The 14,352-nt window shown below is 68.4% G+C and carries 14 protein-coding genes; 4 read left to right on the top strand and 10 right to left on the bottom strand.

Translation table 11 applies throughout. The features are described 5' to 3' along the window. Window positions 1-3: 3 nt before the first annotated feature. The 5 genes from leuC to ACOQOP_RS21295 form a co-directional block, all read right to left on the bottom strand. A complete protein-coding gene (gene leuC / locus ACOQOP_RS21275; protein WP_420563821.1) occupies window positions 4-1,407 on the bottom strand; it encodes a 3-isopropylmalate dehydratase large subunit in 1,404 nt (467 codons plus the stop codon). A 150-nt stretch (window positions 1,408-1,557) separates the two neighbouring features. Next, window positions 1,558-2,073, bottom strand: coding sequence for a bifunctional adenosylcobinamide kinase/adenosylcobinamide-phosphate guanylyltransferase (gene cobU, locus ACOQOP_RS21280; RefSeq protein ID WP_420563822.1), 516 nt, complete (start codon window positions 2,071-2,073; stop codon window positions 1,558-1,560). After that, complete coding sequence (locus ACOQOP_RS21285) at window positions 2,070-3,227, bottom strand: acetyl-CoA acetyltransferase (protein WP_420563823.1); 1,158 nt, start codon at window positions 3,225-3,227, stop codon at window positions 2,070-2,072. Before ACOQOP_RS21285 ends, cobU begins: the two co-directional genes overlap by 4 nt. Beyond that, window positions 3,224-3,622, bottom strand: coding sequence for a Zn-ribbon domain-containing OB-fold protein (locus ACOQOP_RS21290; protein ID WP_420563824.1), 399 nt, complete (start codon window positions 3,620-3,622; stop codon window positions 3,224-3,226). The genes ACOQOP_RS21285 and ACOQOP_RS21290 overlap by 4 nt, the downstream gene beginning before the upstream one ends. Before the next feature lie 160 nt (window positions 3,623-3,782). Beyond that, the gene (locus ACOQOP_RS21295; protein WP_420563825.1) at window positions 3,783-5,327 is read right to left on the bottom strand and encodes a gamma-glutamyltransferase family protein; all 1,545 of its coding nucleotides are present in this window, start codon (window positions 5,325-5,327) and stop codon (window positions 3,783-3,785) included. Between the two features lie 164 nt (window positions 5,328-5,491). Between ACOQOP_RS21295 and ACOQOP_RS21300 the strand changes: the two genes are divergently transcribed. Then, window positions 5,492-6,490 (top strand): 2-hydroxyacid dehydrogenase, encoded by a 999-nt coding sequence (locus ACOQOP_RS21300; protein ID WP_420563826.1) that lies wholly within the window; start codon window positions 5,492-5,494, stop codon window positions 6,488-6,490. Between the two features lie 127 nt (window positions 6,491-6,617). Here ACOQOP_RS21300 and ACOQOP_RS21305 read toward each other — a convergent pair whose 3' ends face one another. Genes ACOQOP_RS21305 through ACOQOP_RS21315 form a run of 3 tightly spaced genes read right to left on the bottom strand, consistent with a single transcriptional unit; the run spans window position 6,618 to window position 8,803 of the window. Beyond that, window positions 6,618-7,379, bottom strand: coding sequence for a TSUP family transporter (locus ACOQOP_RS21305; RefSeq protein ID WP_420563827.1), 762 nt, complete (start codon window positions 7,377-7,379; stop codon window positions 6,618-6,620). A gap of 21 nt (window positions 7,380-7,400) precedes the next feature. Then, the gene (locus ACOQOP_RS21310) at window positions 7,401-8,042 is read right to left on the bottom strand and encodes a pseudaminic acid biosynthesis-associated methylase (protein ID WP_420563828.1); all 642 of its coding nucleotides are present in this window, start codon (window positions 8,040-8,042) and stop codon (window positions 7,401-7,403) included. After that, window positions 8,039-8,803 (bottom strand): cytidylyltransferase domain-containing protein, encoded by a 765-nt coding sequence (locus ACOQOP_RS21315; protein WP_420563829.1) that lies wholly within the window; start codon window positions 8,801-8,803, stop codon window positions 8,039-8,041. The genes ACOQOP_RS21310 and ACOQOP_RS21315 overlap by 4 nt, the downstream gene beginning before the upstream one ends. A gap of 74 nt (window positions 8,804-8,877) precedes the next feature. Between ACOQOP_RS21315 and ACOQOP_RS21320 the strand changes: the two genes are divergently transcribed. Next, window positions 8,878-9,342 (top strand): GNAT family N-acetyltransferase, encoded by a 465-nt coding sequence (locus tag ACOQOP_RS21320; RefSeq protein ID WP_420563830.1) that lies wholly within the window; start codon window positions 8,878-8,880, stop codon window positions 9,340-9,342. On the opposite strand, the gene ACOQOP_RS21325 is transcribed toward ACOQOP_RS21320, so the two are convergent. Continuing rightward, window positions 9,324-10,346, bottom strand: a complete 1,023-nt coding sequence (locus ACOQOP_RS21325) for a PseG/SpsG family protein (protein ID WP_420563831.1) — start codon at window positions 10,344-10,346, stop codon at window positions 9,324-9,326. The genes ACOQOP_RS21320 and ACOQOP_RS21325 overlap by 19 nt on opposite strands. A gap of 113 nt (window positions 10,347-10,459) precedes the next feature. Here ACOQOP_RS21325 and pseI point away from each other — a divergent pair, with 113 nt between their 5' ends. Together pseI and ACOQOP_RS21335 are read left to right on the top strand one after the other, a co-directional pair. Next, the gene (pseI, locus tag ACOQOP_RS21330) at window positions 10,460-11,524 is read left to right on the top strand and encodes a pseudaminic acid synthase (protein WP_420563832.1); all 1,065 of its coding nucleotides are present in this window, start codon (window positions 10,460-10,462) and stop codon (window positions 11,522-11,524) included. A 1-nt stretch (window position 11,525) separates the two neighbouring features. Next, complete coding sequence (locus tag ACOQOP_RS21335) at window positions 11,526-13,334, top strand: tetratricopeptide repeat protein (protein ID WP_420563833.1); 1,809 nt, start codon at window positions 11,526-11,528, stop codon at window positions 13,332-13,334. Here the strand turns inward: ACOQOP_RS21335 and ACOQOP_RS21340 are convergent. After that, window positions 13,325-14,266: a DMT family transporter gene (locus ACOQOP_RS21340; protein ID WP_420563834.1), complete on the bottom strand. Its 942-nt coding sequence runs from the start codon at window positions 14,264-14,266 to the stop codon at window positions 13,325-13,327. The two genes, ACOQOP_RS21335 and ACOQOP_RS21340, sit on opposite strands and share 10 nt — an antisense overlap. Window positions 14,267-14,352: the final 86 nt, after the last annotated feature.

Genomic DNA, 14,352 nt, shown 5'->3' on the forward strand with positions numbered 1-14,352 from the left:
GGGTCAGCCCTCCGCCAGCTTGCGCACGTCGGTGATGGTGCCGGTGACGGCCGCCGCGGCGGCCATGGCCGGGCTCATCAGATGGGTGCGCGATCCGGGACCCTGGCGGCCTCGGAAGTTCCGGTTGGTGGTCGAGGCACAGCGCTCGCCCGGCGGTACCATGTCGCCGTTGGTCGCCGCGCACATGGAGCAGCCGGAGTCGAGCCACTCCGCCCCGGCCCCGGTGAAGATCCGGTCCAAGCCCTCCTGCTCCGCCTGATGCTTCACCATGGTGGAGCCGGGCACGATCATGGTCGGCACTTTGGCCTTCCGATCCTTCAGGATGGATGCTGCGGCGCGCAGATCCTCGATGCGGGCATTGGTGCAGGAGCCGATGAACACCCGGTCGACCCGCAGCCCGTCCAGCGGCGCCCCGGGGGTCAGGCCCATATAGTCGACCGCCTTCTCGAAGGTCGCCCGACGGCCCTCATTGGCCTCGCCCGACGGGTCCGGCACCGCGGCGGTGACGGGAAGCGCGTGCTCCGGCGACGTACCCCAGGTCACGGTCGGCGCGATCTCGTCCGCATGAATTTTGACCTCCTGATCAAAAATCGCGCTCGGATCGCTCCTGAGCGTTCGCCAGAAGGCCACCGCTGCGTCCCAGTCCTTGCCCTCGGGCATGTAGCGACGGCCCTTGAGCCAGGAGATCGTGGTCTCGTCCGGCGCGATCATGCCGGCGCGGCCACCGGCCTCGATCGACATGTTGCAGACGGTCATCCGCGCTTCCATGGACAGGCCGCAGATCGCCTCGCCGGCGTATTCGATGACGTGTCCTGCCGCCCCGTCGGCGCCGATCTTCGCGATCACCGACAGGATCAGATCCTTGGCCGTCACATGTTTCCCGAGCGTGCCGTCGACGGTGATCCGCATGGTGCGCGGCCGCTTCTGCCAGAGCGTCTGGGTGGCGAGCACATGGGTGACCTCGGACGCCCCGATCCCGAAGGCGAGGGCCCCGAAGGCGCCGTGGGTCGAGGTATGGCTGTCGCCGCAGACCAGGACGATGCCGGGCTGGGTCAGGCCGAGTTCGGGTCCGACCACATGGACGATGCCCTGTTCCGGATCGCCGATGCCGAATTGGCGGATGCCGTTGGTCCGGCTGTGCTCGTCCAGCAGCCGGATCATGGTGGCGATCTCCGGCTCGTCCGGTCCGGCCTCGCGGTTGCGCGTCGGCACATAGTGGTCGGCGATGGAGAAGGTGAGGTCCGGCCGGCGCACCTTGCGGCCGCTCATCGCCAGCTTCTCGAAGGCGTGGAACGAGCCTTCGTGGCACAGGTGGCGGTCGATCCATAGCAGCGCCTGCCCGTCGTCGCGGGCGGTGACGGTATGGGCGCGCCAGATCTTCTCGAAGAGGGTGAGCTGCTCGGTCATGGCGTCGAGATTAGCCGGAAGCAGAGGGAGGGCAAGGGGGTGAAATCGGCGGCGATGATCTCCTCCCGTCATCCTGACGCAAGTCAGGATCAAGCTACCGGCGCCGGTGCACCGCAGATCCTGACGTGCGTCAGGATGACGGATGGGGGGTCACCCCTTCACCGCCATTGGGATCCCGGCCACCACCAGCTCCACCCGGCCCGCGCGTTCCGCCACCCGCTGATGCAGCCGGCCGGCGTGGTCGCGGAAATCGCGGGCCATCTTGTGCTCCGGGACGATGCCGAAGCCGACCTCGTTGGAGACCAGGATCGCCGGGCCCGTCGGCGCCGAACACCAGGCCAGCAGGTCGGCGGTGGCGATGTCGATGTCGTGCCCGTGCACCATCAGATTGGTCAGCCAGGTGGTCAGGCATTCCACCAGCACCACCCGGCCCGGCCGGGCCTCGCGGGCCAGGGCGGCGGCGAGGGCGAGCGGCTCCTCCACCGTCGCCCAACCATCCGCCGCCCGGTCGGCTTGGTGGCGGGCGATGCGGTCGGCCATCTCCGCGTCCAGCGCCTCGGCGGTGGCGAGATAGACGACCTCCAGCCCGCTTTCCCGGGCGAGGGCCTCGGCCCGGCTCGACTTGCCGGACCGGGCGCCGCCCAGGATCAGGGTGAGGGGCGTCACAGGGCCGCCGCCGTGCCGAGCAGGGCGGTGGATTCATGGGCGAACATGCCGCCGTTGCCATGGGCGAGGCCGATGGTGGCCCCGTCCACCTGCCGGTCGCCGCATTCGCCCCGGAGCTGCCGCACCGCCTCGATGGTGGTAAAGATGCCGAGCATGCCCGGATGGGTGCAGGACAGCCCGCCGCCATAGGTGTTGAACGGCAGCGCACCGCCCGGCCGCAGCCGCCCGTCGCCGACGAAGGCCCCTCCCTCCCCCTTGGGGCAGAAACCTAGGTCCTCCAGCAGCATCACCGCGTTGATCGTGAAGGCGTCGTAGACCTGCACCACGTCGACATCGGCGGGGGTGAGGCCGGCCATCCTGAACGCCTCGCGCCCGCTCTGGACCGCTGCCGTGGTGGTCAGCGACGGCATCATCGAATACTGGCGGTGGGTGTGCCCGCCGGCGCAGCCGAGCAGGTGGACGGGGGGCTTCCTCAGGTCCTTTGCCCGGTCGGCCCGGGTCATGACGATGGCGCCGCCGCCGTCGGTGACCAGGCAGCAGTCGCGCACCGTCAGCGGGTCGCAGACCATGCGGGAGCCAAGCACGTCGTCCGCGGTCAGCGGATCGCGCATGAACGCCTCCGCGTTCATTCCGGCCCACATGCGGGCGGCGACGGCGACCTCGGCGAGCTGCTCGCGGGTGGTGCCGTAGTCGTACATGTGCCGGGCGGCCGACATGGCGTAACCGGCGATCGGCGCGCGCAATCCGTAGGGCTTCTCGTAGGGCAGGTTCTCTGCCCCGGAGGGCGAATGCAGCTTGCCTGAGGCGGTGCGCTGGTTGGAGCCGTAGACGATCAGCGCCACGTCGCAGAGCCCGTTCTCCAGGGCCAGGGCGGCGTGCAGCATCTGGATCACCGCCGAGGAGCCGCCGACGATGGTGGCCTCCGAGAAGCGCGGCTCGATGCCGAGATATTCGGCATAGGTGAGCGCCGGGAACACCGAATGCATGGAGACGGCGAACAGCCCGTCCACGTCCTTCAGGCTCAGCCCGGCATCGGCCAGGGCGGCGCGGGCGGCGTCGGCGGCGATCTCCATGTGGCTGTAGCCGGGCGCCTCGCCCAGATGGGCGGTTGCCGCACCGACGATGGCGGTCTTGCCGCGCAGGGACCAGGTCACGAGGCACCTCCCGCGGCGGGATCGAAGACGACGACTTTCTGGCCGTCCTGCTCGGCGAGGCGGGCGGCGACCGGCATGCCGATGGCGACCTCGGTCGGATCCAGGCCTTCCACCCGGCTCATCATCCGCACCCCCTCGTCCAGGTCGACGAGGCAGACATTGTAGTCGCCGCCGCTTTCCGGCCGGCGCCGGATGACGGTGGTGGAATGGACGACGCCCTTGCCGCTCGGCGCAACCCATTGGATGTCTTCGCTGCCGCAGGACGGGCACATGACGCGCGGCTGGAAGATGTGGGTGTCGCAGGCGCCGCAGCGCTGGATGCGCCAGTCCCCGGCCTCCAGATAGGCGAAATAGGTGGCGTCGGGACCGCCGGGGGCGGGCTTGACATCGGGCATGCGGGGTCCTCCTGATTTTCTTTCTTTGATTCCTACACGTCTCCCCGGCCTCGTGCCGGGGCCCAGGGGGATGCGGCTGGAGCGCCGGTCGATGTGCCTCCTTCGCTCCAGCAAGCGTCTGTCTCGGTCCCGGCGCAAGGCCGGGAAGACATATCAAGAACTAAACCACCCGCCCTTGCGCCCGCGCCCTCGGATCGCCCACCGCGACCGCCATGCCGTCCGCATCCACCGAGATCGTCTGGCAAACCGCCATCATCGGGTCGCGCACCGGCTGTACCGTCAGGGACAGGCCGAGCTCGTCGGCGACGGCGCGGGCGGTGTCGGCGATGTCCGGGTCGCACATCATCGAGTCCTCCTCGGCATGCACCCGGGCCTCGCGCACCGCCTTCTCCAGCGGGATGCCGCGACCGAGATGGTGGAACATGATCTGCATCAGTGCGGTGACGATGCGGGTCGCCCCCGAGGCGCCGATCGCCATGGCAGCACGCCCGCCCTCGAACAGCAGGGTCGGCATCATCGATGAGGCCGGCCGCTTGCCGCCGACCACCGAATTGGCACTGCCTTCCCAGGCATGGAACAGCCGCATCTGGTTGTTCAACAGGATACCGGTGCCCGGCACCACCACGGCGGAGTGGTTGTTGTTGGAGAAGGTGATGCAGGCGGCGTTACCGATGGCGTCCATGGCGCAGAGGCTGGTGGTCTCGGTGCTCTCGCCGCCGGGCGCGATGGGCGAGGGCACGAAGGCCGGGTCGCCCAGCCCGCGCCGCCGGGCGTTGAACATCGCCAGCATCGCCTCGGCCAGCGCGCGGGTGCGGCCGTGCTCGTCCTCCGGCACCCCGGCGGCGTCCAGGGCGGCGAGGCCCTTGGCGACCATGAAGCCGGTGGAGGGCGGACCCATGGTGGCGATCCGGCGGCCGCGATACTGCCCGCTGGCGGCGGGACGGCGGACCACGTGGTAGCTGGCGAGGTCGTCGGCGGTCAGGAAGCCGCCATGGGCCTCCATCTCGGCGACGATCTTGTCGGCCAATTCGCCCTCGTAGAAGGCGCGGGGACCTTCTTCGGCGATCAGCTCCAGGCTGTCGCCGTATTCCGACATGCTCATGCGGTCGCCGGACTCGAACAGGCTGCCATCCTTCTTCAGCAGCATCGCCGCGGTCGCCGGCATGTAGGATAGCAGGTCCCGGCTGCGCGACATGCGCAGCGCGGCCTTGGGCGCCACATTGAAACCCTCATGGGCGATTCGGATCGCCGGCGCCATCACCGATTTCAGCGGCATGCGCCCGAAGGTGTCGAGCGCCCGGCACAAGCCGGCCGCCGCCCCGGGGACGGCGACGGAGCGATGGCCGATCTCGTTGGCCCTGTCCTTGACCAAGATGGTGTAGTCGCCCAGCGGATTGACCGATTGGAACAGCTCGTACTTGGCATTGACCGGGGCGGTGCCCATGAAGTCGAAGGTGGTGGTGGTCTTGGTCCGCGCATGGTGCACGGTCATGAAGCCGCCGGCGCCGAGGCCGCTGTCCAGCGGCTCGACCACGCCCATGGCGAAGGCGGTGGCGATCACCGCGTCGATCGCGTTGCCGCCGCGTTCCAGGATCTCCACGCCGGCCTCGGCCGCGTCCGGATTGCCGCAGGCGACGGCCCCCAGCTTCATCGGCGCGCGTTCGTAACCGGCCCAATCCGCGTTCGGGTCAAAACCGTCGGGCATGGGGGATCCTCCAGAAATGGGCTGCGTCCGGGCACTCAGGACTGTTGCGCGGAGTGGGCAAAGGCTAGACAAAGCCGCCCCGGATACACAAGCTCCGTTCCGCCGTGCCTGCCCGGGGCGCCCGCCCGTCCCTTCCGTTCTGCAAACTCCAATCGAGGTCCATCGTGAGCGAAACGCCCACCGTTCTGCTGACCGGCAAGAACTCGATCCGTCGCGCCGATTTCCTGGCCGAGAACACCGAATCCGAGCTGCGCTTCATCTGCTGCGACAAGGAGGAGGAGCCGGTGCGCCTGCAGGAACTGCTCCCCGAGGCGGACATCATCGTCGGCGGGGGCGGCGGCCTGAAGTTCCCGGCGACCAACCGGCTGAAGCTCTATCAGATCCCGTTCACCGGCTACGACTGGATCACGCCGCCGGAGCTGCCCAAGGGGGTCCTGTTCTGCAACACCCATGAGCACGAGACCACCATCGCCGAGCATATCCTGGCCGGCATGCTGGAGTTCCAGACCGGGCTGATGCGCGACACCCACCCGATGATGGTGGCCAAGTCCTATAACGGCCGCTCGATCTCCGCCGGCCCGATGCACCGGGAGATGCGCGGCTGCACGGTGGGCATCGTCGGCTACGGCCATATCGGCCGCGAGGTCGCCCGGCGCTGCAAGGCGTTCGACATGAAGGTGCTGGCGGTCAGCCGTACCGTGCGCGACGAGGGCGACCTGGTCGACGATTACTGGACGGTTGCGGACGGGCTCGACCGGCTGTGCGCGGAGAGCGATTTCGTCATCGTCTGCGCGCCGCTGGACGACGTGACCCGCGGCATGATCGGTGCGGCCCAGTTCAAGGTCATGAAGCCCGATGCGGTGATCTGCAATGTCGGCCGCGGCGAGGTGATCGACGAGGCCGCCCTGTACGAGGCGCTCTCATCCAAGCGGATCCGCGGCGGGATCATCGACGTCTGGTACATCTATCCGTCGAAGGAAGACCCGAATCCCTGGCCGTCGAAATTCCCGTTCCAGAAGCTGGATAACGTGATCCTGTCGCCGCACAACTCGGCCTGGACGGAGCCGATGACCACCCGGCGCTGGATGTTCGTGGCCAAGCAGCTCGACCGCTTCGTGAAGGGCGAGCCGCTGGAGAACATCTGTTTCGAGGGAGAGGGGTAGGAGGACGTTTGGGACGCCCCCAGCGTGCGAGGCTTGGTCCTGACTTTCGTCAGGATGACGACCAGCGTGCGTCGTCCTGATGCAAATCAGGACCAAGCCTCCGGTGCCGGAGCAGGTCTGAGGCTCCTTACCCCCACACCGCCTTGCGGATCAGGTTGGCGCCCATCAGGGCCATGGCGATGAACACCGCCTGACGGAACCGGGCCTGGGGGAGGTGGGCGCGGATGCGGGTGCCGATGGCCATGGCCGCCAGGGCCGCCACCAGCGCCACCGCCGACAGCGGCAGGGTCTCCAGCGTGATCCCGCCATTGGCCCAGATGGCCACGACCCATACCAGCCCGGTCAGGAAGAACGAAAGCCCCACCCCCTGCACATACTCGTCGCGGGTCAGGTTCAGGCTGGCGAGATAAACCGCGATCACGATGCCCTGGCTGCCGGTCATGCCGCCGATGACACCGGAGATCAGGCCCACCGGGACCGACAGGGCGAGCTCATGGCGCCGCGGGATCACCGGCATGCCGCCCAATACCTGCATTCCGGCATTGCCGATCAGCAGGCAGCCGAGTGCCACCTGCATCCATTTCGGGTCGACTGAGAACAGGATCTCGGTGCCGATCCACAGACCGGCCGCCGCCGACGCGTTCAGCAGGCCGAAGCGCCGGGCCAGGGTGCCGACGGCGCCGACCTGGACGATCTGCCAGAGATTGGAGATCAGCAGCGGGATGATCAGAATGCCGACGGCGGTGCGCAGGCTGACCACGTTGGCGAGGATCGCCATGGCGATGGTCGGCAGGCCGAGACCGACGATGCCCTTCACGCCGCCGCCGACGGCAAAGGCGAAGGCGACGAGCAGCACGAGGGTCAGCTCGGGAAGCGGAAGATCTGGCATGATGTCCTCGGCGCCGTAGGCTCAGGCGCCGGCCTTTTCGCCGGTTTTTTCCATCAGGAACCAGGTGACGTCGTCGGCCGGAAAGGCCGGATCGCGATGGTACTGGAAACCGTAATCCACCAGCCGCAGGTCCGGGAAGCGGTCCATCATCTCGCCGGCGAAATCCCGCTTGAATAGCCGGTCCTGATGGCCCCGGTACGGGATCGCCGTGGGGCTCGGGTTGTAATACTCCGAGACGAGGACCAGCCGGGACGAGGCGGCGTAGAGGTTGTCGTACACGGTCGGCAGGGCATCCGGATTGATGTGGATCAGCACGCCGGAGCAGAAGGCGAGCTCGCTCACCGCGACGGGGTGTTTCTCGAGGATCGAGCCGTGATGCACGTCCACCCCGTCCAGGGTGCGCAGGACCTCGACCGCCTTGGCGTTGATCTCGATGGCCGACAGGGCGATCTGCGGCAGGAGGTGGCGCAGGGCGACCAGGTTGATGCCCACGTTCGGGCCGAACTCGACCGCCGAGGCGATGCCGCCTGCCCGCTTCAGCGCGTTGGAGAACAGGTGGGTGCGCGAGGCCAGCAAGGCTGCCCCCTGGTTGCGGTCCACATAGTCGTCGCCGAACGCGCCGCTCCAGAACGCCTCCTGTTCCGTGCGCCAGTCCGTCGTCATGCCGATCCTCCCGCGATCCTGTCTTCGTAGCGCCGCTGTTTCTGTCCGACGCCTGCGTTCAGTGTGCGCCATTCCGGATGCGCGTCCAGCAGGGCAATGACGTCCCGCCAGCCGAAACCGGGATTCTCCGGCACCAAGGTCTCGAGGACCCGCACCAGCAGTTCGTAGTCAGATCGCTCGTCCAGGGTCCAGCGATAGCCGCTCAGGTCCTCCGGCGCCCGGTAGCTCGCGATGCGGAACCGCTCCGGCTGGCGGTAGAGGAACGGCATCACGTGTTCGCGGTCGTAGGTGTCGCTCGCCTCCGCGTTGGCGGTGCGCAGGGCGGTCATGGAGGCGACCTCCACATCCAGGCCGATCGGCCAGGTGCGCGGGAAACTGTTGGTGGCGTAGTCGACCGGCGGGTCGCTGTCGCGGAACAGGCCCACCACCGCATCGATCAGGGCCGGATCGGTCAGCGGGCAGTCGCCGGTCAGGCGCACGGCGATCTCGGCCCCGACGCTCTCCGCCGCCCCCACGAAACGGTCGAGCACGTCCGGCTCGGACCCCCGGAAGACGGCCACGCCCTCCGCTTCCGCCAGTGCCACGACAGGATCGTCGTCGGCATTGGTGGTGGTGGCGATGCAGACCGTGTCGACGGCGGATGCCCGGCGCACCCGGTCGATCTGATGGGCGAGCATCGGGCGCCCGGCCGCCGGCATCAGCACCTTGCCCGGCAGGCGGGTGGAGGTCATGCGGGCCTGGATCACGGCGGCAACGGTCACGGGCGTCTCCTTATGATCGGCAACGGTATCACGCGGCCGTCGCCCGAGCGCCGCATAACGGTTAGGCTGGCGGCATGAACGATCGCCCCACCGTCACCCTGCGCCCCATCACGTTCGAAGATTCAGAGGATCTGCTGGCCTGGCGGAACGATCCGCTGACCCGGTCCAATTCCCGCAACGGCAACGCCGTCACCCAGCAGGAGCACGCGGCCTGGCTCTCGCGCGTGCTGGACGACCCGAATCGGCAGGTCTGGATCGCGACGGAAGGTGGGGAGAACGTCGGCACCACCTCCGCCTTGCGGCACGAGGACGGGTCGATCGAGATCTTCGTCACCGTCGCTCCGGAGGCCCGGGGCCGACGGCTGGGGGCGGTGCTGGTGTCTGCGGCGGTGGACGAGGCGCGCGTGCACTGGCCCGATGCCCGCCTGTGGGCCGAGATCAAACCGGAGAACACGGCCAGTCGGAAGGCGTTCGAGGCCTGCGGCTTCGAGCAGGTGGAGGAGCGCGGCGCGCTGCTCGGCTACGAGCTGACCCGCTGATCCGGCAGAAGGCTGGCGATGGTGGCGGCGACCCGGTCGGCACCGAGCCCATCCACCAGGGTGTGGGCGTTCGCCGCCAGCGCCTCCCGCCGATCGCGGTCCTGGGCCAGGGCGGTCACCGTTTCGGCCAGCGCCGCCGGGTCCAGCCGCTCCAGAGGCCCGATATCGATGGCGGCACCCTTCTGGGCCAGGGAGGCCGCGGGGCCGGTCTCGCTCTCGTTCTGGGCGCCGATGATCATCGGCACGCCCGATGCCGCCATCTCCAGCACGGTCGAGCCTGCGGCGGAGACGGCCAGATCGACGGAGGCCAGCAGCTCCGACATGTCCCGCACGTCGTGCCGCACCTCGACCCGGCCCGGCAGCAGGGACGCCCGGCGCTCCAGCTCATGCAGCGCCGGATTGGCCGCTCCGACCACCAGGATCACCTCCGGCTCGCCCGGCACCCCTTCCGCCGCCTGCGCGACGGCGTCCAGGGCCAAGGCGCTGTAGCCCTTGGGGTCGGCGCCGCCCATCAGGATCAGCAGGCGGTGGGCGGTCTCGGGCACGGCGCGGAGGTCGGCGCCGTTCGCCCGGAACTCCCGGCGCAGCAGTCCCCAGGTCGGCCCCAGGCAGACCCGGGCCTCGGTCTTTCCGGCATAGAGGGCCGGTACGGCGTGCAGGTTCTGGTTCACCACCAGCGCGCCCGGATAGGCCGCGCGATGGCCCATGTCGTCGATGATCGCCAGCGGCGGGCCCGCTGCGGCAAGGGCGGCGAGATCGGCATCTGCGACCTCCAGCCCGTCGACCACCACGGCGGCGGCGTCGTCCAGCAGATCCTCGGGCGGCCATCGGTCGTGCAGCACGACCTCGGCGCCTGCGTCGTGGTAGCGTTCGGAGATCGCCGGGGGCACGGCGGTGCAGGCCAGCCGGACGGTGCCGCCGAAGGCGATCCAGCTCTGGGCCAGCGCCAGGCAGCGCATCACATGGCCCATGCCGATCCGGCTGTCGGCATCGGCGCGGATCACCAGCCGCTCGCCCCTCAGGTCGGCCGAGGTCGGTGCTGCTTCATTTGCGGCGGCGGGAAGAGTATCGTCTGGCGGCCGAATCACTGGAACTGCCCGGTCGGAGGACGTGTTGGATGGAAGGCGAGTTTAGCATAGCCGGACGGCCGATCGGTCCGGACCACCCGCCCTATATCGTCGCGGAGATGTCCGGCAACCACAACGGCGACATCACCCGCGCCTTCCGTATCCTGGAGATGGCCAAAGCCGCCGGTGCCGATGCGGTGAAGCTGCAGACCTATACCGCCGACACCATCACCATCGACCATGACGGGCCGGAATTCGTGATCAAGGGCGGGCTGTGGGACGGCCGTCATCTGCACGATCTCTACCAGGAGGCCCACACCCCCTGGGAGTGGCACGGCCCGATCTTCGACAAGGCGCGGGAGCTCGGGATCACGGTGTTCTCCACCCCGTTCGATCCGACCGCGATCGACCTGCTGGAGAGCCTCGGCGCGCCCGCCTACAAGATCGCCTCCCAGGAGCTGGTGGATCTGCCGCTGATTCGGCGGGTGGCGGCAACCGGCAAGCCGATGATCATGTCCACCGGCATGGGCAGCCTGGAGGAGATCCGCGAGGCGGTAGAGGCCGCGCGGGGAGCTGGTGCGGAACGGCTCGTCGTCCTGCACTGCGTCAGCGCCTATCCGGCGCCGGCGGAGGAGGCGAACCTGCGTACCATCGCCGACCTGGCCGACAAGCTTGGCGTGGTGACCGGCCTGTCCGATCACACCATGGACACCCCCGTGGCCACCCTGTCGGTCGCCATGGGCGCCTGCCTGATCGAGAAGCACGTCACCCTTGCCCGCGCCGATGGCGGGGTGGACAGCGCCTTCTCCCTTGAGCCCGACGAACTGGCCCGTCTGGTGCGCGATACCCGCATGGCCCATGCAGCCCTCGGGGCGCCGGCCTATCGACCCACGAAATCGGAGGAGGCGGGGCTGAAGTTCCGCCGCTCGCTCTACGTCGTGCAGGACGTGCCGGCCGGCTCGGAACTGACCGCGAAGAACATCCGCTCCATCCGCCCCAATCTCGGTCTGGCGCCGAAGCATTACGAGACCGTGCTGGGCCGTCGGGCGACCCGCGACCTGAAGCGCGGCGAGCCGCTCGCCGCCGCGATGGTCGAAGGCGGCATCGACGCCTGACATGCAGACACCGCAGCAAATCCTGGAGCGCGCCACCGCTCTGCACCTCGCTGGGCATGTCGAGCAGGCGATCCCGCTCTACGCCCACCTACTGACCTCCAATCAGAAAAATCCGGAACTGCTGTACCGCTTCGGCATGGCCCTCCATCAGAGCGGCCGGGCGGAGGCTGCGGAACAGGCTTTGTCACGCGCGGTTGCGGCTGGTCCGCGTGAGGCTACCTACCGACATGCGCTGGGTGTGGCGTTACATGGCCTGGGTCGCCACGACGAGGCGGTCGCCGCTTATGAGGCGGCACTGGTACGCAATCCGCTGCTGTCGGATACCCTGGCCAATCTCGGCGGTATCCTGGCCACCGGACCGAGGCGCGCCGAAGGTGTCGCCATGCTGCGGCGGTCCATGGTGCTGGCGCCTGGAAGTGACGAAGCCTGGGCAAGATGGGGCAACCATATGCACACCATCTCCGACGCGCAGGCGTGTGAGCGGGCACGGCGCCGGGCGCTGGTAGCTGCTCCGACCAGGAGCGACCGCTGGGTTTCCCACGCGCTCGGCCTGATGGATATCGAGCAAGGCGAGAAGGCGATCCGAGCGTTCCGGGCCGCTGCGGTGATCGCGCCGGGCAACAGTGAGGCCTATAATCACCTGGCCTGGCTGCAGGTCGGTCGGCTCACGATCGCACAGGCCCGCAGCAGCTTCACACGAGCCAGGACCCTGCGGCCGGATCTCGCTTCGGCCTATGCGGGCCTCTCGGAAGCGGCCTTCGCCGCCGGCGAGCTACGGGAAGCGATCCGCTGCATGCGGGAGGCCCTGAAGGTATCGCCAGGCGAACCCCATTACCGGTTTCGCCTGGGCATCCAACTGCTCTCGGCCGGCGAGATGATGCAGGGTTGGGAAGGATATCGTCACCTGCGGCTTAAACCGAATGCCGTGCGCCGCGATCCGGCCATTCGACTCTGGAATGGTGTCCCTTCCAAGGACACCACTCTGCTGATCGCGGCGGACCAGGGCGTGGGAGACGAACTGCTGCATGCCTGTGCCATCGCTGCGGCCGCCCGCGATGTCGGGCGGATCGTCATCGAATGCGACCAGCGCATCGTCGATCTGATGCGGCGCAGCTTTCCGGAGGCCTTTGTCCATGCCTACCATCGCATCGGCGATCGCAATGCGCCGGAGCATCTCTACGACTGGGTGCCGGACGACTGGATGCCTAGTGCCTATGCCGATGGCATAACGCTTCTGGCACGCTACCGGGGCAGTGTCGAGCAGGCGGATGCGGCGGCGGCGCCCTGGCTGAAGGCCGACCCCGCGCGGGTGGCGGAGATGCGGGAGAAGCTTGCCGCCCTGGGCGACGGACCCAAGATCGGCGTGGCCTGGCGCAGCCGCCGGCTGACGACCTTCCGCCTGCCCCACTATCCCGGTCTCTCTCCGTTCGAAGAAGTGCTGAAGGTGCCGGGAGCCCACTTCGTCTCCCTGCAATACGGAACCGGCTGGCGGGAAGAACTTGCGGCGGCGGGCGCGAATGTCAGCGTGGTCGACGGGCTCGACACCACGAACGACATCGACGGCGTCTTCGCCCTGGTGGAAGCACTCGACCTGGTGATCTGCCCTTCCAGCACTGTCGGCTGGATCGCCGCCGCCTTGGGCAAGCCGGTCTGGCTGCTCTACAATACGCCGGTCTTCCTGGAATACGGCACCGACCGCTTCCCCGGATTCCCCACCGTGCGCTGCTTCCGCAAGATCCAGGTGCAGCCTTGGCGCCCGCTTATGGTCGAGGTCGGCCGAGCGCTCGCCGATCATCTGTCTCAGGCCTGATTGGGCGAGGGCGGGGCGGTCGGCTTCTTGCCGCGCAGGGTCTCCCGGTAGGTGATGTACAGCCCGCTCGAGACGATGATCCCGCCGCCGACGAAGGTCCAGATGTCAGGGAAGGTGCCGAACACGAAGTAGCTCAGGATGATGGCCATCACGAGCTGGCCGTAGTTGAAGGGGGCGAGCACCGAGGCCTCGCCGTATTGAAAGGCGCGGATCACGAAATAGTGGCCGAGCCCGCCGATGAAGCCGAGCAGGGCGAACAGCCCGGCATCGATCACCGAGACCGGCGTCACCCAGTAGAACGGCAGGGCGATGGAGGAGATCACCGCCCCGACCACGGCGATGTAGGTGATCGACGTCTCCGGCGAATCGGCAGCCGAGAACTTGCGGGTGTAGATCTGGTAAGTCGCATAGCAGAGGGCGGTGCCCAGCACCAGGAACATGGCCCAGTGGGTCTCGCCGCCGCCCGGCCTGATGATGATCAGCGCGCCGGCGAAACCGACCGCCACCGCCGTCCAGCGCCGGATGCCAACGACCTCGCCGAGGAACGGGGCGGCCAGCGCGGTGACGATCAGCGGCGAGGTGAAGTTGATTGCACTCGCCACCGGCACCTCGATGAAGCGCAGGGCGGTGAAGAAGCACGCCGTGGCCAGAAACATCAGCAACGAGCGGATGAAGTGGATCCCCGGCTTGCTCGCCCGGAACAGCGACAGCCCCTGACGCGGCATGAACATCAGGATCACGAAGACCAGATGCCCGGTATACCGCGCCCACACGACCTGCACCGTGTGGTAGTCGCCGGACAGGAACTTCGCCGCGACGTTCATGAACGGCAGCAGGTTGATCGCCAGCAGCATGAACAGCACCGCCCGCAGGGTGTCCTGCGAGGTGCTTCTGACGGGCGCGGCGGCGGTGGTCGGGGGTACGCTTGACATGGCGGCAGGGTAGATCACCCGTCCGCGCCGACACATCCCCTTATCCGGATCTTCCGCGATGCCCAGACGGCAGCTATCGTCGCCGC

Source organism: Thalassobaculum sp., from assembly GCF_965223715.1.
Lineage (GTDB): Bacteria > Pseudomonadota > Alphaproteobacteria > Thalassobaculales > Thalassobaculaceae > Thalassobaculum.